A 20732-nucleotide genomic window follows, 5' to 3' on the forward strand; every position below is an offset into this window, starting at 1 on the left:
AATAAAAACCCTTCCTTTAACGGCGGTTCATGCAAAAAATTAGGATGTAGTTACGAGAGATGAAACAAGAAGTGGTGCTGATACCCAGAATCGAACTGGGGACCTCATCCTTACCAAGGATGCGCTCTACCGCCTGAGCTATATCAGCATCGAAAATTGCTTGGAGCGGGCAGCGGGAATCGAACCCGCATCATCAGCTTGGAAGGCTGAGGTAATAGCCATTATACGATGCCCGCAATCTACTCGTAGCCATGGCTGACGAAGTGGTGGAGGGGGAAGGATTCGAACCTTCGAAGGCTGAGCCGGCAGATTTACAGTCTGATCCCTTTGACCACTCGGGAACCCCTCCACTAATGGTGCCGCTTATCCGAGTCGAACGGATGACCTACTGATTACAAGTCAGTTGCTCTACCAACTGAGCTAAAGCGGCACAACGTCAGTGGGTGCGAATTCTAGTAGAATGATTTGGTAGGCGCAACAGAAAAAAAGCGAAAAGTGCAATTAAATGCATTGAATGCCCAATTCTTAGCCAAAACCCTGGTTTTTAGCTGTGTTCCCCTTTAACTATCAATAAAACGTCCAAGGCCATAAAATAGCAAATCAGGCTCCAATCGTAACGGGTACTGTTTCAGATACGACGCCAGCAACTGTGCGTCACCACCTGTTAGCAACAACTGTTGCATCGGCTGCAACTGCCAGGCTTGGGCAATGGCTCCGAGCACAGCTACCAGACAACCATTCTGCAGGCACGACACCGTATCATCCCCAAGTGCCAATCGGGCCTGATGGGTATCGGCATTAAAAACTTTAGCCGTTTTTTGTACCACACTTTGCTGCTGTAGCTTCAAGCCGGGCAGGATCCAGCCCCCCAGATGCTGCCCGGAAGCACTTAGCCAATCCACAGTGACCGCTGTGCCTGCATCCACTACCAATACATCATTACCAGGCAGCAACCAATTGGCTCCCAGCATGCCTAGCCAACGATCCACTCCAAGTAAATGGGGCTGGTTATAGCAATTCTGTACGCCAAAAATCTGCGCTTCACTTTCAATTTGGCGCCAGGGTTTATGCTGTAACTGCAACTGCTTTTTCAATGCCTGCACTTTATCCTGGCCTGCTACCGCCGCATAATACACAGCCTGTACTTTGGATACATCGACCTTATTATTTTGCAAATCCAATCGCTGCATAGTACCCGCACAACTGGCCAGCATGGCTTTACTGCGCGTATTGCCAATATCAAGCAACAAATACATGATTCAGTTCTCCGCCCGCAAGCTTAGTTCGCCACCGTGAAATAGCTGCTTCTTACCCTGATTCTCTATCACCAGATTACCCTGTGCATCCACACCATGACAAATGCCGCGCACCAGTTGCTGCCCCTGCATTAATTGTACGGCTTGATTAGCAAATAAGTGACGGCGATTGAACTCAGCCTGAAAAGGCGCAAAGCCCAGCAATTCAAAGCGTCTTAGCTGCCCTGCGCAACGGCTTTGCAACCGAGCAACCAGCTGATTGCGATCCAAAGTGCCCAAGACCGAAGTTAGGTCAGCCCATGGCTGATCAATCTGACGCGCTGCCTGGCCGGCTGGCAACTGCACATTGATGCCAATCCCAATCACCAGTTGACAACGGCCATCGCTCTGCCCCGATAACTCAATCAAAATACCAGCCAGCTTTTTACCTGCTAAATAGATATCATTGGGCCACTTCAACTGCGGCGATAGTTGGTAATCTGCTTCCAGCATTTCAGCGACAGCTACCCCTACCACCAAACTAAGACCCATCGCTGCCTGAATGCCCTGCTCCAGTTGCCACGCCATAGAAAATGATAAACTGGCAGCAAAAGGGGAATACCACAGCCGGCCATGCCGCCCCCGACCCGCAGTTTGCGCTTCAGCAACTAACACCAGCCCCTTGGGTAGAACTTCACCCTGCTGCAATCGTTGCATTAACTGCAAGTTGGTTGAATCGGTGATAGACAACACCTCAATTGGAGCACTGTCATCGCTTTGCCACTGCTGAATAGCTTCACGGTCCAAGAGCTGCAGTGGGGTAGCCAGACGGTAGCCTTTCCCTTTCACGCTAAAAATATCCAAGCCCAGCCGCTGCAACTGCTGCATATGATTAGCAATGGCTGTGCGACTTAACTGCAACTCTTTACCCAGCCAGCTCCCTGAATAGAATTGACCATCGTTTAAATACTGCAGCAGTCGCCGTTGAATTTGCCAGCTACTGTGTTCCGTCATGCCTGAGTTGCTCCAGCCGTTTGTGCCAACATGCCCACCAACTGAACTTCAGGCTCCAGTGCTACACCAAAGCGGGCCTGTACTTGCAATTGAATCGCTGCAATCAACTGCAGTAATTGTGAGGCTGTGCCGGCACCATAATTGACCAATACTAGTGGTTGGCGGCTATAACAACCAATATCACCAAGCTTCTTCCCTTTGAACCCAGCCTGATCAATCAGCCAGGCGGCTGATAGTTTGCAGTAGCCATCGCTCTGCGTAAAAACAGGCAGTCCCGGATAGCGTATCTTCAGTGCCTGAGCCGCTTGCGCCGGTAGCAACGGGTTTTTAAAAAAACTACCACAATTAGCCAATTCGTCAGGGTCCGGCAGCTTGGACCTGCGAATGGCCACCACCGCAGCAAACACTTGCTGTAGTGAGCAATCCTCCGCCAATTGATCCAGCCCCTGATAACTTAACACCCGCCGTGGACTTTTGGTCAGCTCCAGGCCTATCGCCACGATCACTCCCTTACCAGCCAGTTGATGCTTAAACACACTATCACGATAAGCAAAAGCGCACTCGTTCACGCTTAATCGCTGCAGTTGCTGGCTATCCCAATGATAAAAATCAACATACTGACAGCGGTCAGCTAACTCAACGCCATAAGCCCCAATATTTTGTACCGGAGCGGCACCAACGGAGCCAGGGATCAAGGCTAGATTCTCCAGCCCCCATAACCCCTGCTCCACGCTCCAGCACACCAACTGATGCCAGTTGTGTCCCGCCTCTACATGCAGCAAAACGCGGTCATCATCCAACTGGTTCAAAGCTTTGGCAGAGGCAACAAAACGACACAGTGGGGGCAGTTCATCACCCACAAAGATGGTATTACTGCCCTCCCCCTGCACCCGTGGCCAGGGCTTTAAGGGCACCTGGCGCAAATCATCCAGGTGCTGACATTGGTAAACGGTCTCTAACCGGGCTGGCAGACGAAAGGTGGAGTAATCGCGTCCATCCTGCTGTACAAGGATTTCCATGGCTGGCTCAGAAGCTAAATCATTGGGTTATTCTAAACAAAGAGAGCAGGAAACACTACGCAGTTCGTTCAGCGCCAAAGCGGATAAAATTCTGTTGCCGGAATTTTATCCGCCGCATACAATAGCAGCGCCAACAATCCGTTGGTTCCCAGAGTATCTACGTTTCTTACTTTATTTGCTTTTTCGTTCGGAGTCTTTATGCAACGACTGCGTGAATTGTCGCGTCGTGTTGAGGCTGTGTATGGCGAAATGGCGGACATCTACGCCGGTTACCAACAAGTGCGCGGTCTTCATTGCCGCAGTGGTTGTGGTGCCTGCTGCCTGCACCCGGAGATCGAAGCCTCGGTGCTGGATATGTTGCCGCTGGCAATGCACCTGTTTGATCAGGGCACGGCCGAATCCACACTGGCACAACTAGAAGCGGCCCCAGCTGGTAACAGCTGCCCGATGTACCAACCTTTATCCTTTGATGGCAAACAGGGGCAGTGCCGTATTTATCAATGGCGTCCGACTTTGTGCCGAACCTTTGGTGCCGCAGGTTATCGGGATAAGCATGGTAAAACGGCTTTATCCACCTGCAAAACCATTAAGCAGGAGCGCAGTAGTGCCTACGCCGAGACCTTGATCGCCATGGAGTTGGATCCGCCTCCGATGCTCAGTCATGCCCGCCAGCAAGTGGACCAACTGGACTACGAGTTAAGCAGAAGCAGCCTCCCAATTGCTGAAGCGATGCAGCTTGCCTTGCATAAAGTACTGTTTCAGGCCTGCTATTCGGAAGTGGACCATGATCAGCGCATTGCTTAAAAGACATTCAGGGCACCTGATGGCTAGCCACTTCTGGTAAGCCACTGGCTCAGTTTTTCATGCCAGAGAAACAATCGAGTTTATGCTGCCGCCTGTCCAGGCGGTAAAAATGATCAGGAAATGTCAGGTGAAGCTTCTTACGTAACGACAAGCCCGACCTGAACCAGTGTCTGCGGGCTATACTCTGAAGCTGTCGCCGCATCACTGCCGGCATGGTCTCATCACGGCCTGTATCTTTCCACAACTGGAACAGCAAATAGGCTAATCGCGCCTGAAATAAGCTGCGCCACAACTCAGGCAGGTTTTGATAACACTGCCGCCGTTCAAGTGCCAGACTAAACTGGCGAATAGTTTCCACCTGTTCACTGCATACATTCGAGGTGGCATTGCTACCATGCACCCGATAGCCATACAACGGTAACCTCAGGTGATAGAGCGTTTTTGCCTGTTGGTACAAGGCAGGCAACGCCATTAAGTCTTCACAAAAGGCCACACCATGTGGAAAGCAAAAATCCGGGGCCATCGCTTTTCTGTACACTCGCATCCAGGGGTACCAGCGGTTTGCTTTGAACACTGCCGGAGCCATCTGCATACAACTGCGCATCCCATGATGCCGATGCAGATAACGTGGCTTGGCCTCAGAAAGCATGGGCAGTTCAACAAAACGTTTAAAGCCCAACTCAATCAGATCAGGCTGATATTGCCGTATCACCGACAACAGCTGCTCACTGTAACCATCCAGCAGTACATCGTCGGCATCAACAAAGCCAATATAGCTCCCTCTGGCATGCTGGATCCCCAGATTTCTGGCCGCACTGACTCCGGCGTTGGCTTGTTGCAGCAACTGATAGCGCTGCGGTGAAGGAGAAGCAGCCAGATGCTGTTGTGCTACAGCCAGGCTGTTGTCCGTCGCTCCATCACAAACCAATACTACCTCCACACCTTCAATCAACTGCCTGGACAAAGAATCCAGCAGTGGCTTAAAGTGCATACCAACATTGTAAAAAGGAATGATAAGAGACAACAGCACATCCGACGACATAGATCACCAGCAAAAGCCTGATTAAAGGCCGCGAAATCTACCAGACCCGGACGAAAAAGGCAAAACATTAAAACAATTTATTAACTATAAGTACAAATCATAAAGTATGTTACTAAACAAGACAGTATCACAGAGTTACTACCAACAGATTTGGTACACAGTCCAGCAAATTCCCGCTGGCAAAGTCGCCAGCTATGGGCAAATTGCCGATTTAGCTGGCCTGCCCGGCCGCGCCCGGTTAGTCGGCAAAGCACTTGGCGCTGCGCCCAAAGAACTGGCACTTCCCTGGTACCGAGTACTACGCAGTGATCGCAGCCTGGCTTTTGCTGCAGGCTCAGACACAGCCAAACAACAACGTCAGTTATTGCAACAGGAAGGGGTGCTGCTGAAAAATAACCGGGTGCGCAAAGACGATCTCTGGCAACCGGATCTGATGGACTTGTTGTTTCGCTTAAAGTACTAAATCGCTGGCTGCTCTTCAGATTGACATGGTGTAACCACGCAAGCTGTCTGCTACCAACGGAAACTTCGCTCCACCACTTCACCATCCGCCAAACTCACCTGGCGATAGATCAGCTGGCCGGTCGTTTTACCACTGTTGAACTGCCATGCGCTTTTCAAGGTGATGTGTTCATCTTCTGTTCGTGAATCATAGTCCAGACGCCCATGGCAATGGCTAGTCTCCTGAATATAAAAATTGGTACTTTCGGACGTAAGACGAACACTTTCCTCACCGCTTTCTGAGCGCTGATAATCAAAGCGTTCACCACCTTTAGCATCTGAAAAAATAAAGCTAATAGTACCAAGGTCCCCAACTTTTCCTTCAATTCGATACTCTTCCTGCCATGGCCCCTGCTCGGTTGGTCCTGCCTCGATACGCCGCACATAGCTGCCATCATCAACCTTGGTGTTCAATCGTTGATACCGGGCATCCGCAGCTCCGGGCATAGCGGCAGGGGTAATTCTGGTCGCACAACCGCTAACAGCAAATTCATCAGCACTGCAGTAATTTTGCAGCATCAGGCCAGAAAAAGCCGTGGTAAGTTGGGGGCTTGCCATTGCCATGGAAGCACTGCTGGCTACCGACATATCCTCTATTACAGTCAAATCCCCAGCGGCAAATCTGTCGTGCAAAGACTTAACGACAATGGCCATAAAGTCGGCATTGGCTTTTGTCAGTGAGTCGACTGCTGTTAACGTGGCGGGGCCATTGACCGCTTGAGCATGCTGCAGCCCCTGATTCCCCATGACACACAGACTATGGGTACTACTGTTATCCACCGCATTCAAACTGCCTGGAGTGGCAGCTATTAAAGACTGGCTAACAACAGCGGCCATAAAAAAAGCCGGCAAAGTAAGTAGCCGGTGTGAAGCAACTCGGACATCGCGTAACACGAACATCTCACCTCCTCCAAAGTAGCATTGCTACTATAGCGTACATGTAAAAGACACTACCCAAGCCAAGCTTACACTATGGATCAGCACTCGGTAAAACAAATGGCAGTTACCGCAACACTGCAGCAGCGGATAACAAATGCTTAGGTGAACTGTTAACAGTATTGACCGGCGACCCAGCCCGAGCTCCAGGCCCACTGAAAGTTGTAGCCACCGAGCCAGCCGGTGACATCGACCACCTCACCGATAAAGTACAAGCCAGGCTGATGTTTCGCTGCCATGGTTTTTGACGACAGCTCATTGGTATCCACCCCTCCCAGGGTGACTTCAGCGGTGCGGTAGCCTTCAGTACCATTGGGCTTAAATACATAACGGGTCAGACTGTCACACAGGCGCTCAATACTTTTTGTGTTCAGCGCTTTTAGCGGCTGGTTCTGAAACACATTCAGCGCCAGCAACTTTTCCACCAGACGCTTCGGCATTACACGTGCAAGTGTGGTTTTGAGCTCTTGCGCCGGGTGCTGCTGTTGCTGGCTCTGTAGAAAGCCCGCCAAATCCTGGCCCGGAGCCAAATTCACCAGCAGCTCATCGCCTGGCTGCCAGTAACTGGAGATTTGCAAAATGGCCGGGCCACTTAAACCGCGGTGGGTAAATAGCATGTCTTCCGCAAAGAGGGTATGGTTTGCTTCTGCTGTGACCGGCAGCGAAACACCACTGATCTCTTCAAACACCGCTTTATCGCTCGGTTGCCAGGTCAGTGGCACCAGACCAGCCCGCAACGGCAGTACCTTCAAGCCAAATTGCTCGGCCAACTGATAGCCAAAGGCAGTCGCGCCTAAATTCGGCAGGCTCAGGCCACCACTTGCCACCACCAGGCTCTGGCATTGCAACGAGTGCGTTGCAGTACGAACCTGGTAACCACCCTCTTCGCTGCTTACCGCCATAATCTGTTGCGACAGTGCCATCAGCACACCCGCCTGATCACACTCCTGCTGCAACATGGCAACAATGTCTTTGGCGCTGTCGTCGCAAAATAACTGCCCCAATGTTTTTTCATGGTAAGGAATTTGGTAGCGCTGCACTAAATCAATAAAGTCCCACTGGGTGTAGCGGCTTAGCGCCGACTTACAAAAATGTGGGTTGGCCGAAATAAAATTGTCCGGGCTGGCGTAAATATTGGTGAAGTTGCAACGACCTCCGCCCGACATTAAAATTTTACGGCCAATGCGCTTGCCATTATCCAGCACCAGCACCTTGCGACCACGTTTGCCCGCCTCGATGGCACAAAACAACCCTGCTGCACCAGCCCCAACCACAATCACATCCCAATCAAGCTGCACCAGATTGCTCCTGCAATTGATCCTGATACCCAGTCAGTAGCTGCGGCCAGTCAGACTCTTGCCAAAAGAAGGGGTTCAGTTTGCCCTTTTCTTTGTTGAAGGATCGCAGCAGGCGATCGAGATTCTGAGTGGTCCATGCCGCCATTGATCGACGCTCACATTTGTCAAAATCAATTAACCAGACTTTCCCTGTGACATCCAGCATAATGTTCCGGCAGTTTAGATCGGAGTGATACACCCCCAGTTGATGCATCTGGGCTATTGCAGCACCCACCGCCTGCCACTCAGACTGGGTTAAAGCCCGCTGTTGCAAAATCGCAGCCAGATCCTTGCTGTCAGGGATCAGTTCAATCAGTAAGTCTGCCCGATAAATCAGGCCACTGCGCTGATAAGCCGCCGCTACTGGCCTGGGTACAGCCAGCCCTTGTTGCCGCATCCAACTTAGCAGTTGATATTCCTGCATGGCACGACTGGTCTGCACCGGCTGCATCAGGAACTGATCATGCAGTACTTTGCCCACCAAGCCACCACGATAATAGTGCCGCAGAACCAAGTTGTGCTGCTGATGCCGGACAAAATAGGCGGTATTACGACCAGTGGAGCTGCCAATCACAGCCTGCTGCTGTTGCCACCAATGGCTTTGAAAGTGTTCTGCGGATATATCCTGGAAAAAGGCCGGCTCAAACCAGTAGATGGCATTGCCCTGTTGCTTGACCTGATAGTCCTGCTCCTGTTGCATGGATGATTGCATCGTAGTTCCCATCACCAGTGTGTCTATTGCCCGCACGGTGCGACTCATCGCCCCCTGCTGTTGCAAGAAAAAAGTATGGCCACGCTTTCCTTGCGCCTGCCGTCCGGCTGTATCCGTAAGCAACCGGCGGGTACTCTCTGCCAGTTCATTGCTGTCGGCTACCAGGGTCACCGCCTGCTGCTGCTGCAGCTGCCGGTACACATCGTTAAAATTAAAAAACCAGGGGCCACTCTGCACCGCCTTGCCAAAGCAAATGGCTTCCAACGGGTTATGACCACCGCGTTTAATCAAACTTCCGCCAATAAAAACTAAGTCTGCCAGTTGATACCAGGCCAACAATTCCCCCATCGAATCACCCAGGACAATATCACTTTTTAAAACCGGCAGGGGGATCGAGGTATCAGACAAGGCAATGTTGCTGCGCCGCCATAAACTAAGGCCTGCTTGTGCTACCAAGCCCGCCACCTGCTCAAAGCGCTCTGGATGGCGCGGTACCAGCAGCAGTAAAAGTTCAGGAAATTGTTGCTTTAACCGGGGATACATTGCCAGCAGTTGCTCATCTTCGCCAGCATGGGTGCTGGCTGCGACCCAAACTATCCGGCCGGCAAAAGCCGGTTTAAAGCGAGCAACCAGGTCACCGGTAGTAGCAGGCACTGCCAACTCAAACTTCAGATTACCTGTAACCTGGACATCACCCTGATACCCTAAAGCCCGAAACCGTCTGGCACTGGCACTGTCCTGAGCCAGCAGCAGCGTGATATGCTGCAATAAAGGCCGTGTAAATGCAGCGAAACGGCGATAGCCTCTGGCAGAGCGTGCCGATAAACGGGCATTTACCACCACCACAGGAATAGCCCGCCTGGCACAGCTCTGCAACAAATTAGGCCATAACTCCGTCTCCAGAATAACCAGCAGTTCAGGTTGCAGTGCCTTTAAGAAGCGCCGGACAGCACCAGGGTAATCTAACGGCAAATAACAATGCTGCACACCTGAGCCTAGGCGGCTTTGAATAGTGGCAGAGCCGGTGGGCGTAGTGCAGGTAACCGTAATAGGTTTATCAGGATACTGCTGCTGCAACTGGTGAATCATGGGGATGGCGGCTATCACCTCGCCCACCGATACTGCATGCACCACGATGCCGCCAGAGCGTTGCAGCTGCCGGGACAGCCCAAAGCCAAAGCGCTCCGCCAATCGCTGCCGATATGCCGGGTCCTTGCGTGACCGCCACCAGAAATAGAGCAGCAGCAGTGGTAGCAATACATAGAGTGACAGTGAGTAAAGGTGCCTTAACAACAAGAGTCCCTTTTCATTCGCCGATGCTGCCTTACCTGCAGCACCCGGGCTTTAGCCAAATTGATCATGAGTATACCATGCCCTGATAAGCCCATTGGACGCCTGCGTGTAAGCCCCAGCCGCACAAGGTAAAGCCCAACAACCCTGACTACCGCTTATTTGGACAAATGAGTACGGCCAGTAGGATTCGGCCACTTGCGGGCAGTAAAAGCCTTAACTACCCCATACAGCTTGATATTATTCCAGACATTGCACAACAGAAAGCGTAGCCGTTGCCAATAGAAAATCCGGCGATTAACCACTTCCGTGCTTTTAGTATTGATATTGCTTTCAAAAGACAAATCAGGTTTAAAAATCAATGGCCACATCGCTTCAGCCCGGATCCCAAGCTCCCAGGTATGTTGCAAAGCAACATCCACCGGCCGGTAAAAAGGCACTGCAGCGGCCAACAATTGCCTGGCACCATCTGCACTTACCAACTGAGCAACCGTCGATACCGGGTTTTTGGCAAAAAATACCCGCTTAAATTGCCCAGCAGACTCAGCGGCTATAATTTTTTGCTGCTTATTCGGCATCGCCAGCTTCAACAACTGCCAACCGGCTGGCAGCTTAGCCACATCCTGCAATAAGGCCGCTAGATCACCATTGACAAGGAAATCATCTTCTAAGATCAGTGCAAAATCCAGTTGTTGCTCGACAATCTGCTGCCAACAGCGGATATGGCTGATAAAACAGCCTTTTTCACCCGCCTTCAGTAATTTATGGTAGCGCTGCTGATTAAGGCTTAACGAATAATAGTGATCGATCTCGGCCTCAGTCATCACACGCCCATCGGCAGCACTCACCCGCTCAATTGGTAAATCCGGCCACTTTGCCAATTGAGCAAGCGCACTCTGGTACCGCTCGACCGAGCGGTCCAGATTAATAATAAAGATTTTAAAGGTCATAGCCGCCTTACTGCCACATATCCTTCACCCAGGTCACGGGCAATACCCGGCGATACCATTTACCACTGATACCGGCAATAGCATCCGGTGGATTGGGCTTGCCATGAAAAGCGACTATTTTAGCACCGGCAGGAATAGTAGCTGGTTTAAACCAGTTCATAATACCTTTGGGCAGGCAGTGGCGTTTAAAGCTAACACACCAGCCTTCCGGCCAGTACTGCAACTTGCCTTGGGCTGACAGGTTCTGGGTAACGAACTCCTGTTCATTACGTACCTTGGCCAATTCACGCTCTTTATGATTTTTCAGTAATTCAATCAAATCACTGTGGGCCCCAATCTGGTAGCGGTACACGGACGTATTGCCAGTGTCGTCCGATTTATCCCATTCTTTGATCACGAAGAACTCACCTGCCGGCTCAAAGAAACAGTCGATATTATCGACAATAACCACGTCCAGATCGATAAACAGAGTCGGGCCAGTCAAATCATACAAGGGATCGGCAAAGCTGGTCACTTTCAACCAACCATGGCCGAACGACCAGGGGGCACGCTCATCAAAATCTTTAAAACCCACCGCAGGGATCGGCTTCACTTCAATATGGCTATCAATCCCAACAGTATCGTCTGTTAGACAAACAAAGCGAAAGGGCAAGGTCAAATTACGGCTGACCATTGAATGCAGCTTATTGACGTACTCGGGGCCGTATTTTTTGCCCCACTTGATACACAGAATATTGACCGTTTGCATAAGGTCCCCATCGTTAGAATAAATAAGCCGGCGGCAAGTATATCCCATCTGCTAAACATATGAAAAGCAAGCCCCCATTGCCGGCGCAATGCGGACGGGTGCTATCACTTTGTGTATTTAGCATGAAACAGTCAAGCTGCCGCGGTTCTAAGCACGTGAAACTGCATAGCTATTAACAGCCTATGTCGCTTTATTAATTAAAGCCAAATAGGCATTGGCACTGTGCACATGTGAAAACAGCTCTGCATCGGGCCACTGAAAAGCTTGAGGCGGCTGCTGTAAAAGCTGTGCCAACTTGCGCGCCAAATCATCTGCACTTCCGGTCTCAGCCAACCATTCAGGCCGCCAGTGCCCTAATACCTCTTTGGCGCCATGCGGGTAATCGTTGGCGATAAATGGCGTCCCTATCAATAAAGACTCAACCATCACATTGCCAAGACCTTCGTAATCGGATGACAGCACCACACAGCGCGCATGTTTCATAAATCGATACGGATTAGCCTGAAACCCAGCCACAATGACTCGATCCTCCAGGCCATACCGCTTGATCAACTTGGTGAGCTTGCTGCTCTGTTTGGTCAGCAAAACCAACACCTCAGGGCCTGTTAATTGAGCGAACGCTTCAAACAGCCGATCATGCCGTTTGGCCCGGCCAAAACGCCCTACGTGCAGCAGATAGGGACGATCCGGGTAAGGGTTGCCACCTTCTTGACTCCCGGCAATAATTTCTTCCGCATCAAACGGATTGTAAATCACCTGACAACTTTTCACCGGCAACCATGGCAGCGTGAACTCAGACGCAGAGCCTTTGGATACACAGATAACATCTTTGTTTTTTAAGGCTTTTAAACGTTGTTTCATTTTAAAGTACTTAAAAGGTCCCCGCTCTTTTGCGCATAACAACTCCTGTTGAATAGAGTTGTGATGCACATAGAAAACCGGGCAATGAAAGTTCGCTGCAGCAACAATGACGTTTGTTACCTCCAAGTGGGAGAAGATCACATCAAAAGCACCCTGCTCTTGCTCCAACCGGGCAACTTCCTGTTGCAGCAACTGAATCACTTTGCCGCGCTTAAAAAAACTATCCAAGGATTTGCTGTTGGCAATAGGCAGCATAGTTACCATCTCAGGATCTACATCCTGGTAGTCATTTTTCTGGCTTAATGAAATTAAGTGAGCAGAGGTATCTGGGACTGCATTGAAGGCTTTTAACATCCGCAGCACAGCCATTTCTGCCCCGCCACCATTGAGCGAAGTGATGACAAGTAGAATTCGTTTAGACATGGTTAACGCTTACCTGAGAAGTTGTTTTATTTAAATGTGTGGGCATGCGCATAATATGAACACGCATGCTCCATAGTGCTTTTACCAGACGATTGCGGCTCCAGCAGCCATTACTGGCTGGGAACCTCCCTTGTGAACCAGTGCAGCAAGGCAGTATCAGAGCAAAGCTAAAATGGTTTCCGCTTTACTGACCTCAAATGACTTGGGTGGCTCTACATGAAGCAGGGTCACTTTGCCATCATCCACAACCATGGCATATCGCTGGGAACGCAGGCCGCCAAAATCGCCGGTATCCATCGTCAGGCCGGTAGCTTTATGAAAAGCTCCACCGCCATCCGCCAGAAAGGTGATTTCTTCGGCATTTTGCGTCTCGGCCCAGGCTGCCATCACAAACGCATCATTCATCGAGGTACAAACAATACTGTCGACCCCTTTGGCTTTGATTTCATCAGCCAGCGCAATGTACCCTGGCAGGTGGGCTTCGGAGCAGGTTGGTGTAAAAGCGCCGGGTACGGCAAAAAGTACCACTTTCTTGCCTTTAAAAATATCCGAGGTACTTGGGTTCTTCATGCCATCGCTGGTGAGTTGCGAAAAACTGACTTCGGGTAAGGTATCGCCTGTTTTGATCATGGTTAATTCCTATAGAAGCTAATGAGGTTGAATGAGTGTAGCTGCAAAAACCGGCTTTGGCAGCAAAGCTTTAGAAGGCAGCTTTGACATAAACATCAAAACGGTTGTTCTTGCCTTTAACCTCGTGGCTGGCTTTAGCACCAGCCAGAGTCGGTGCATAAGCCGGGCGCTTGACCACCACCCGCTTGCTTGCCAGTGCCAGTGCCGCGGGCAATAGAGCATCAGCATCCGGGTCTTCTCCTACCACCTGATGAAAAGCCCGCATTTCTTTTTTGACCAAGGCCGATTTTTGCCGTTCCGGAAACATCGGATCCAGATACACCACCTCGACCACACCCAACTCGCTAAGTGCCTGCTGCGCAGGTGCAAAATGCAGCTGCATCCGCTCTGGTAGCCAATCCGATAACTCCGGATGCTCACCAGCCCGGCGCAACCCATCGGCCAGTAAAGCAGCCACCATCGCATTGCGCTCAACCAAGGTCACTCTGGCGCCCAGGCTGGCCAGTACAAAAGCATCCCGACCAAGACCAGCCGTTGCATCCAGTACGCTCAGATCGCGCTTTTTATTCAGACCAACCGCCCTGGCAATGGCTTCGCCCATACCACCGCCATGCTGGCGACGATAGCTGGCACTGCCACTGGCAAAATCCACCAGAATATCACTTTGCTTGGGTAAGTCAGTATGACGTAGCACCAGCGCCTGTTGCTGCCAAGCCAAATGCCAATCGTTGGCTTGTTCCGTCAGGGGCAGGCCAAAGCGTTGGCTTAACGCCTCAAGGTGCGTTTGCTCAGCAGCTGTCAAAGCGCTGGTTGGCAACAAAATCATCTTAGCCCCTGCTCTACAAAAGCGCACAGTGTAACCCGCTGTAAGCCTTTGTACCAGAGACCTGCCACCTTACATAACGTCTTGCTTATCTGGGCCGGTTAATCTGCACTGGCCATCCACCAGGCTGACTGCTGGCTCAGGCACTATGGCACAATCCGACATCCGCCCCAACCGCATATTTTCAGCTTCAGCCGCCTTGTTGTAACTAGCGATCCTTTGCTGCAACACCGTCTCATTCACCCCTTTGGTGGAATAAGCAATGTACTCGGCCGGACCACCACAAGGTTTATGGCCAAAGCCAATCACACGACACTGCTGTACATTATCGGCTTCCGCACTACCGATCATGGCAAAAATATCAGTTCGCATCTTCTGTAAATCAGGATATTCCTGCATTTGTCGCTCCCGCTCTTTCACAGCTGCTATAGGATTGGTTACCGGATCAATCGGCTCAATCAATGGCTCAGGAGCCAACCGCTCCCCCCCAGCCTGTCCCTGCTGACAAGCACCCAGCAAGGCCACAGCAACAGCCGCCATTAGCCAATGATGTGTTCGCATTCAAATCTCCTGTTGATTTCTTGCTCTTTCTACTAAAATTAAGCCCCAGTTAAGCTTAGCAGATTAAGCTTGCAGTTGTTGAGCTTAAGTTACTACAGGACACCACAATGAAACATGCCCTATGGCTGATCACCGTTATTGTCAGCTTGTCGCTGAGTGGCTGCGGCGCCATTCATACCTCGGTTGCCAAACGCAATCTGGATGTGCAAACTCAGATGAGCTCTACCATCTTTCTCGATCCGGTCGAACCGGAGCAGCGCACCATTTTTGTGGATATCCGCAATACGTCCGACAAACCAGAATTTGATATTCGCCCCATGGTGATCCAATCGCTACAGCAGCGGGGTTATCGGGTCATTGATAGCCCATCACAGGCGACCTATTGGCTGCAGGCCAATGTACTGCAAGTTGGCCGTACCAATGCCAGGGCCGCCAACAGTGCAATGAATGCGGGGTATGGCGCTGCCGGCGGTGCTGTACTTGGCCATACCGTGCACAGAGCAACCGGTGGCTCCTCCGGCAGTGCTGCAACTGGTGCAGCCATTGCCGGTGCGGTAGCAGGTACGGTATTTGATGCACTGATTGAGGATGTTTATTACAGCGTGATTACCGACATTCAAATTATGGAGCGTTTTGATGGCACTGTGCGTGAGCGCTCAGAGCATGTGTTGGTGCAGGGCGATAGCGGCAGCACCACCTCCAGCTACCAGCGCCAGAGTGACCAACGCCGTTATCAAAGCAGAGTCATCAGCTATGCCAATCAATCCAATCTAAAATGGGAAGATGCGGCGCCTGATCTGCAAATGGGTCTGGTACGAGCGTTAGCAGGCTTGTTTTGATGCAGCAAGCGGGTATTCGTTTCTGCCTGTTGCTGCTGTTAGTGCAATTGGCAGGCTGCACAGCCATTCACCGCTCCATTGCTAAGGGCGAGCTGGATGTACAAACCCGTATGAGCCAGACCATCTATCTTGATCCGGTCGAGCCGGAGTTACGCACCGTCTTTCTGGATTTTCGCAGCACCGCCGCTGAATTCCAGCAACCACTGGATCGGGCCGTAATCGAATTTCTGCAGCAGCGTGGCTATCAGGTCACGAATAGCCCATCTTTGGCACAGTACTGGCTGCAGGTGAATGTGCGTACCGTACTTAAACAAGCACCTGAGAAAGTACTGGCTCAGGCTGAGTTTGGTATGAGCGAGGCCGAAATTGCTCAACTGATGAATCCGGCGTTGCTGGCTTTGCCGGTGTTATTACCGGAAGACGCTACTGAAGAGCCTGTCCATACCCGCAGCTCCAGCCGTTCATCTGGCGGTGGTGTTTATGTTGGGTATGCGGATGGAGTGGATGTGAGTAGTCGGGACCTGCGTAATGCAGCCATCGCACTGGCCATTATTGCCGGGACTGAATACGCTGGCCGTCAATTGGTCAAAGATGTCTACTACACCATGGTGACTGACTTGCAGGTGGCAGAGCGTATTGCCGCCGACAGCGATGAACTGGTGCTGGAGTACAGCCAGCATCTATTGTTGCAAGGCGATAGCGGCAGCACGGATACCCTGTGGGAGCGGGCAACGGATCGCCGCAAATACCAGGCCCGGGTGATCAGCTTCGCCAATCAGGCCAACTTGAAATGGGAAGATGCTGAACCAGGCCTGCAGTCAGGCCTGATCCGTTCTTTGGCCGGTATTTTCTAAACCGCCAGCCCTATTCCCTTAGCTTACAATCCCCATATGCCGCAACAAAGCTTCATTGGATGGCTCCCGTCCGCGGAAGCCTTTAAACAACTCCATCGGCTCAGCACTGCCACCACGCTCTAAAATCCATTGCAGGAAATCACGCCCGGTTTGCGGATTAAAGACCCCCTCTTCTTCAAAGCGGCCAAAGGCATCGGAGGACAGCACCTCAGCCCACAGATAGCTGTAGTAACCAGCGGCATAGCCACCGGCAAAGATATGGCTAAAACCATGCTGAAAGCGATTAAAGCGTGGCGGAATAATTACCGACACCTGCTGCCGCACTTCATCGAGCAAGGCCTGTACCCGGCCACCCAGCTCTGGCTGGTACTCGGCGTGCAGCCTGAAATCGAACAGCGCAAATTCCAACTGACGCACCAAAAACATGGCCGACTGAAAGTTTTTCGCCGCCAGCATTTTATCCAGCAAGTCCTGCGGCAAGGCTTCGCCAGTTTGGTAATGGCCCGAGATCAGCTGCAAGGCTTCCGGCTGCCAGCACCAGTTTTCCAGAAACTGGCTCGGTAGCTCGACCGCATCCCAGGCCACGCCATTGATACCTGCCACCGCAGCCGCATCCACCTGCGTCAGCATATGATGCAAACCGTGGCCAAACTCATGGAACAAGGTCACCACTTCATCGTGGGTGAAGAGCGCTGGCTTGCCGCCAACCGGCTTGTTGAAGTTGCAGGTTAAATAGGCCACAGGGTTTTGCAACTCGCCAGTAGACAGGATACGCCGGCCGCGGCAGTCGTCCATCCAGGCTCCACCGCGCTTTTTCGATCGGGCGTATAAATCGAGGTAAAAGCTGCCACGCAGCGCACCTGAGCTGTCAAAAATATCGTAAAAGCGCACATCCGGATGCCAGACATCGACGCCCTCACGCTCGCGCACCGTCATGCCAAACAGCTTTTCAATCACGGCAAATAAACCCGGCACCACCTTGGTTTCCGGGAAATAAGGCCGCAGCTGCTCGTCGGAAATGGCATAACGGGCTTGCTTCAGTTTTTCCGCGTAATAAGCCACATCCCAGGCTTGCAAATCGCTGTGCTGGTACTCGCTTTGGGCAAAGGCTTTCAGCTCAGCCAGCTCTTTTTCGGCCTGCGGCTTAGCGCGGCGCGCTAGGTCCTGCAAGAAGTCCAGCACCTGGGCCGGGGACTCGGCCATCTTGGTGGCCAGCGACTCTTCGGCGGCATTGGCAAAATCCAGTAGCTGCGCCAATTCATGCTTTAACGCCAGGGTTTCTTCGATAATGGCGCTGTTGTCAAACTGGCCGGCATGTGGTCCCTGATCGGACGCCCGGGTGCAATAGGCCTGATAGACTTCTTCACGCAAACTGCGGTCATCGGCATAGGTCATCACCGGCAAATAACTTGGGAACTCCAGCGTCAGTACCCAGCCATCCAGCTCGCGGTTTTTGGCCTCCTCGGCTGCGGCTGCCTTGGCATCATCCGGCAAACCGGCCAATTGCGATTCATCGGTCAGGTGCTTGTGCCAGGCCTGGGTGGCGTCCAGGGTATGGTTAGAGAATGTGGACGACAACTCCGACAGACGGCTTTGGATCTCGCCATAACGCTGTTTTTTCTCGGACGGCAAACCAATGCCGGATAATTTGAAATCACGCAGCGCGTTTGCAATGACTTTTTGCTGCGCGGTACTTAAGCTGGCAAAATCCGCACTATCAGCCAGTTGACGATAGGCCTGATACAGACCTTCGTGCTGTCCCAGCCAGGTGCTGAATTCCGACAGCAGTGGCAAACAGCTTTCATAGGCCTCGCGCAGCTCTTGGCTATTGAGCACCGAGTTCAGATGCGAGACCGGTGACCACAGCTTGCCCAGCCGGTCACTGCCCTCTTCCAGCGCCACCACCAGATTCTCCCAGCTAAAACTGCTTTGCTGCAGCACCTGCTCCACGCTGTCACGGGCTTTGGCGATGGCCGTTTCCACGGCAGGCTTTACCTGCTCTGGCTTGATGGCAGAAAAAGGCGGTAAATCGGTAAATTCCAGCAAGGGGTTGTGCGCTGTGGTCATAAGGCATCCTGATCAACGGTACGTATCACCGTTATGTTGGGGCAAAGAGTGGACAAGTCAAGGCGTTGGTTTCAACGATCCTGATGCAAAGGCTCTTGTGATTCCAGCAGCTGTGCCTTATATAGAAGATAATTCGATGCAATCAATAGGACCTTGTATGACCCGACACTACGACTACCTCGCCATCGGTGCCGGCAGCGGCGGCATTGCCTCAGCCAACCGGGCCGCTATCCGGGGTGCCAAAGCTGCGGTGATTGAAGCCAAAGCCGTAGGCGGTACCTGCGTGAATGTCGGTTGTGTGCCGAAAAAAGTGATGTGGTACGGCGCTCATATAGCCGAAGCCATCAAGTACAGCCCGGCCTATGGCTTTGATTTGCAGCAGCAAGGCTTTGATTGGGCCACTTTAGTGCGCAACCGCGAGGCCTACATTGAGCGTATTCATGGTGCTTACCAGCGCGGCTTTGCCAGCAATGGCGTGGACTTAATTGAAGGCTTTGCTACTTTTGTTGATAAAAACACGGTGGAAGTCAATGGCGAGCGCATTACCGCCGATCACATCACCATCGCCGTTGGCGGCCGGCCCAGCCGGCCCGATATTCCCGGCGCAGAGCTTGGCATCGACTCGGATGGCTTTTTCGCTTTAACCGAGCAACCGAAAAAAGCCGTGGTGGTGGGTGCCGGCTACATCGCCGTCGAAATCGCCGGTGTGCTGCACGCCCTGGGTAGCGATACCCATCTGCTGGTGCGTAAAGACCGGCCGCTGCGCAACTTTGATGCCGATATCACCGATGCCCTGCTGGAGCGGATGAGGCAGGATGAACTGCAACTGCATCCCCATACCGAAGTGAGCAAAGTCGAAGCCGCCAGCGATGGCCGCCTGACGGTGTATTTAACCGATGGCGGCATGCTGCTGAATGTCGATTGCCTGATTTGGGCCATCGGCCGCGAGCCTGCCACCGACGCCATTCAGCTGGAGGCTGCCGGTGTCAGCACCGATGCGCACGGTTTTATCCGCACCGATGCCTTTCAAAACACCAATGTGCCGGGCATTTATGCGGTCGGCGATATCACCGGCGAAGCTCAGCTTACCCCGGTGGCAGTCAAAGCCGGCCGCATGCTGGCCGAGCGGCTGTTTAACCCGGCGATGCCGGATGCCAGCATGGATTACCAGCTGATCCCAACGGTGGTGTTCAGCCATCCACCGATTGGCACCATTGGCCTGACCGAGACCGAAGCCAAAGCCAAATATGGCGACGCCAATATCAAGGTGTATCGCTCCAGCTTTGCCGCCATGTACAACGCCATTACCCCGCACCGCGCCATGAGCACCTTTAAGTTGGTGTGCGCCGGCAAAGAGGAAAAAGTGGTCGGCCTGCATGGCATTGGCGAAGGCATGGACGAAGTGCTGCAAGGCTTCGCCGTAGCAATGAAAATGGGCGCCACCAAAGCCGATTTTGACGCCACCGTAGCGCTGCACCCGACCAGTGCGGAAGAGTTTGTAACGATGCGATGAGGCAAAAAACAAGGGAGGTAGCTGGAAAATGCCTGTTACCTCTTCAGTAACTAAACTCAACCAATACTGATGGTTACACTACCAACAGTAACTCTTTTAACTCCACGAACATTTACAGCATTTTGGTTGAATAGTGCCGCATTAAAACCACCAGCTAAAGCACTTTTATATACTACACCATCGTAGCCAGCTCTTTTGATAAGCTCACAAAGATATTGACTTGGCACATAGTCATAATCTGCTGCGTGCTTTTGAATAGGACGACTTAGTTCTTTCCCTAAATGTTCCAAAAAAAATGACTTCTCGGTGAAGTTTTCCAATATCCCCAAGCACCCAAAATAACTCTATCGGAGATGCCCTTTTCCTAGGCTCACGTAAATCTATCAACTTTAAGCTAGTTTCAAGTTGAATTTCTGCAACGTTTACAATCTCACCTGTATGAGGTCTGATTTCTGACACGGCAGTCACTTCGTCTGAAGCTACATAAAGATATGGAATTCCAGCAGGATTAGCTCTACCATTCCCAACGAGATCTTTGGGTGGCGCAAGCATCTCAGTAGGCTCAAACAATAT

General features: G+C 51.8%; 21 protein-coding genes and 4 tRNA genes. 5 read left to right on the plus strand and 20 right to left on the minus strand.

The window, feature by feature from the left end:
- Positions 1-72 precede the first annotated feature (72 nt).
- The 7 genes from QWF21_RS17385 to murB form a co-directional block, all read right to left on the minus strand.
- Positions 73-148: transfer RNA gene (locus tag QWF21_RS17385), tRNA-Thr, on the minus strand.
- Positions 149-161: 13 nt separating this feature from the next.
- Positions 162-236 (minus strand) — tRNA-Gly (locus tag QWF21_RS17390).
- 28 nt (positions 237-264) lie between these two features.
- A tRNA-Tyr gene (locus tag QWF21_RS17395) sits at positions 265-349 on the minus strand.
- Positions 350-354: 5 nt separating this feature from the next.
- Positions 355-430, minus strand: a tRNA-Thr gene (locus QWF21_RS17400).
- 130 nt (positions 431-560) lie between these two features.
- On the minus strand, positions 561-1256 hold the full coding sequence (locus QWF21_RS17405; RefSeq protein ID WP_330089325.1) for a type III pantothenate kinase: 696 nt from the start codon (positions 1254-1256) through the stop codon (positions 561-563).
- A 3-nt stretch (positions 1257-1259) separates the two neighbouring features.
- Positions 1260-2249, minus strand: a complete 990-nt coding sequence (birA, locus tag QWF21_RS17410; protein WP_330089326.1) for a bifunctional biotin--[acetyl-CoA-carboxylase] ligase/biotin operon repressor BirA — start codon at positions 2247-2249, stop codon at positions 1260-1262.
- Positions 2246-3268, minus strand: coding sequence for a UDP-N-acetylmuramate dehydrogenase (gene murB, locus QWF21_RS17415; RefSeq protein ID WP_330089327.1), 1023 nt, complete (start codon positions 3266-3268; stop codon positions 2246-2248). Before murB ends, birA begins: the two co-directional genes overlap by 4 nt.
- Before the next feature lie 198 nt (positions 3269-3466).
- On the opposite strand from murB, the gene QWF21_RS17420 reads away from it, so the two are divergent.
- Complete coding sequence (locus tag QWF21_RS17420; RefSeq protein ID WP_330089328.1) at positions 3467-4072, plus strand: YkgJ family cysteine cluster protein; 606 nt, start codon at positions 3467-3469, stop codon at positions 4070-4072.
- A gap of 49 nt (positions 4073-4121) precedes the next feature.
- Here QWF21_RS17420 and QWF21_RS17425 read toward each other — a convergent pair whose 3' ends face one another.
- Positions 4122-5114 carry a glycosyltransferase gene (locus tag QWF21_RS17425; protein ID WP_330089329.1) on the minus strand — a complete coding sequence of 331 codons (993 nt, stop codon included), beginning with the start codon at positions 5112-5114 and terminating at the stop codon, positions 4122-4124.
- Between the two features lie 106 nt (positions 5115-5220).
- Between QWF21_RS17425 and QWF21_RS17430 the strand changes: the two genes are divergently transcribed.
- Positions 5221-5577 (plus strand): MGMT family protein, encoded by a 357-nt coding sequence (locus QWF21_RS17430; protein ID WP_330089330.1) that lies wholly within the window; start codon positions 5221-5223, stop codon positions 5575-5577.
- 50 nt (positions 5578-5627) lie between these two features.
- Here the strand turns inward: QWF21_RS17430 and QWF21_RS17435 are convergent, their stop codons facing one another.
- The 9 genes from QWF21_RS17435 to QWF21_RS17475 form a co-directional block, all read right to left on the minus strand.
- Positions 5628-6515, minus strand: coding sequence for a hypothetical protein (locus tag QWF21_RS17435; RefSeq protein WP_330089331.1), 888 nt, complete (start codon positions 6513-6515; stop codon positions 5628-5630).
- A 149-nt stretch (positions 6516-6664) separates the two neighbouring features.
- Positions 6665-7849: a BaiN/RdsA family NAD(P)/FAD-dependent oxidoreductase gene (locus QWF21_RS17440; protein ID WP_330089332.1), complete on the minus strand. Its 1185-nt coding sequence runs from the start codon at positions 7847-7849 to the stop codon at positions 6665-6667.
- Entirely contained in the window at positions 7839-9893 is a 2055-nt protein-coding gene (gene waaA / locus QWF21_RS17445) for a lipid IV(A) 3-deoxy-D-manno-octulosonic acid transferase (protein ID WP_330089333.1), read from the minus strand. The genes QWF21_RS17440 and waaA overlap by 11 nt, the downstream gene beginning before the upstream one ends.
- A 155-nt stretch (positions 9894-10048) precedes the next feature.
- Entirely contained in the window at positions 10049-10840 is a 792-nt protein-coding gene (locus tag QWF21_RS17450) for a glycosyltransferase family 25 protein (RefSeq protein WP_330089334.1), read from the minus strand.
- A 7-nt stretch (positions 10841-10847) separates the two neighbouring features.
- On the minus strand, positions 10848-11588 hold the full coding sequence (locus QWF21_RS17455) for a glycosyltransferase (RefSeq protein WP_330089335.1): 741 nt from the start codon (positions 11586-11588) through the stop codon (positions 10848-10850).
- Positions 11589-11768: 180 nt separating this feature from the next.
- Positions 11769-12872, minus strand: coding sequence for a glycosyltransferase (locus tag QWF21_RS17460; protein ID WP_330089336.1), 1104 nt, complete (start codon positions 12870-12872; stop codon positions 11769-11771).
- Positions 12873-13028: 156 nt separating this feature from the next.
- Positions 13029-13502, minus strand: coding sequence for a peroxiredoxin (locus QWF21_RS17465; protein ID WP_330089337.1), 474 nt, complete (start codon positions 13500-13502; stop codon positions 13029-13031).
- Positions 13503-13572: 70 nt separating this feature from the next.
- Positions 13573-14328: a class I SAM-dependent methyltransferase gene (locus QWF21_RS17470; protein WP_330089338.1), complete on the minus strand. Its 756-nt coding sequence runs from the start codon at positions 14326-14328 to the stop codon at positions 13573-13575.
- Between the two features lie 69 nt (positions 14329-14397).
- Positions 14398-14886 carry a hypothetical protein gene (locus QWF21_RS17475; protein ID WP_330089339.1) on the minus strand — a complete coding sequence of 163 codons (489 nt, stop codon included), beginning with the start codon at positions 14884-14886 and terminating at the stop codon, positions 14398-14400.
- Positions 14887-14993: 107 nt separating this feature from the next.
- Here QWF21_RS17475 and QWF21_RS17480 point away from each other — a divergent pair, with 107 nt between their 5' ends.
- Positions 14994-15725, plus strand: coding sequence for a complement resistance protein TraT (locus tag QWF21_RS17480; RefSeq protein WP_330089340.1), 732 nt, complete (start codon positions 14994-14996; stop codon positions 15723-15725).
- Positions 15725-16579 (plus strand): complement resistance protein TraT, encoded by an 855-nt coding sequence (traT, locus tag QWF21_RS17485; protein ID WP_330089341.1) that lies wholly within the window; start codon positions 15725-15727, stop codon positions 16577-16579. Before QWF21_RS17480 ends, traT begins: the two co-directional genes overlap by 1 nt.
- Positions 16580-16597: 18 nt before the next feature.
- Here traT and prlC read toward each other — a convergent pair whose 3' ends face one another.
- Positions 16598-18646 (minus strand): oligopeptidase A, encoded by a 2049-nt coding sequence (gene prlC, locus QWF21_RS17490; protein WP_330089342.1) that lies wholly within the window; start codon positions 18644-18646, stop codon positions 16598-16600.
- 157 nt (positions 18647-18803) lie between these two features.
- On the opposite strand from prlC, the gene gorA reads away from it, so the two are divergent.
- On the plus strand, positions 18804-20159 hold the full coding sequence (gene gorA, locus QWF21_RS17495) for a glutathione-disulfide reductase (RefSeq protein ID WP_330089343.1): 1356 nt from the start codon (positions 18804-18806) through the stop codon (positions 20157-20159).
- A 56-nt stretch (positions 20160-20215) separates the two neighbouring features.
- Here the strand turns inward: gorA and QWF21_RS18195 are convergent, their stop codons facing one another.
- Together QWF21_RS18195 and QWF21_RS17500 are read right to left on the minus strand one after the other, a co-directional pair.
- The gene (locus QWF21_RS18195; protein ID WP_407935313.1) at positions 20216-20386 is read right to left on the minus strand and encodes a hypothetical protein; all 171 of its coding nucleotides are present in this window, start codon (positions 20384-20386) and stop codon (positions 20216-20218) included.
- Between the two features lie 4 nt (positions 20387-20390).
- On the minus strand, positions 20391-20732 hold a 342-nt coding region (locus tag QWF21_RS17500; protein ID WP_330089344.1), incomplete at its 5' end, for an RES family NAD+ phosphorylase.

Origin of the sequence: Alkalimonas mucilaginosa (assembly GCF_036327005.1) — a bacterium.
GTDB lineage: Bacteria > Pseudomonadota > Gammaproteobacteria > Enterobacterales > Alteromonadaceae > Alkalimonas > Alkalimonas mucilaginosa.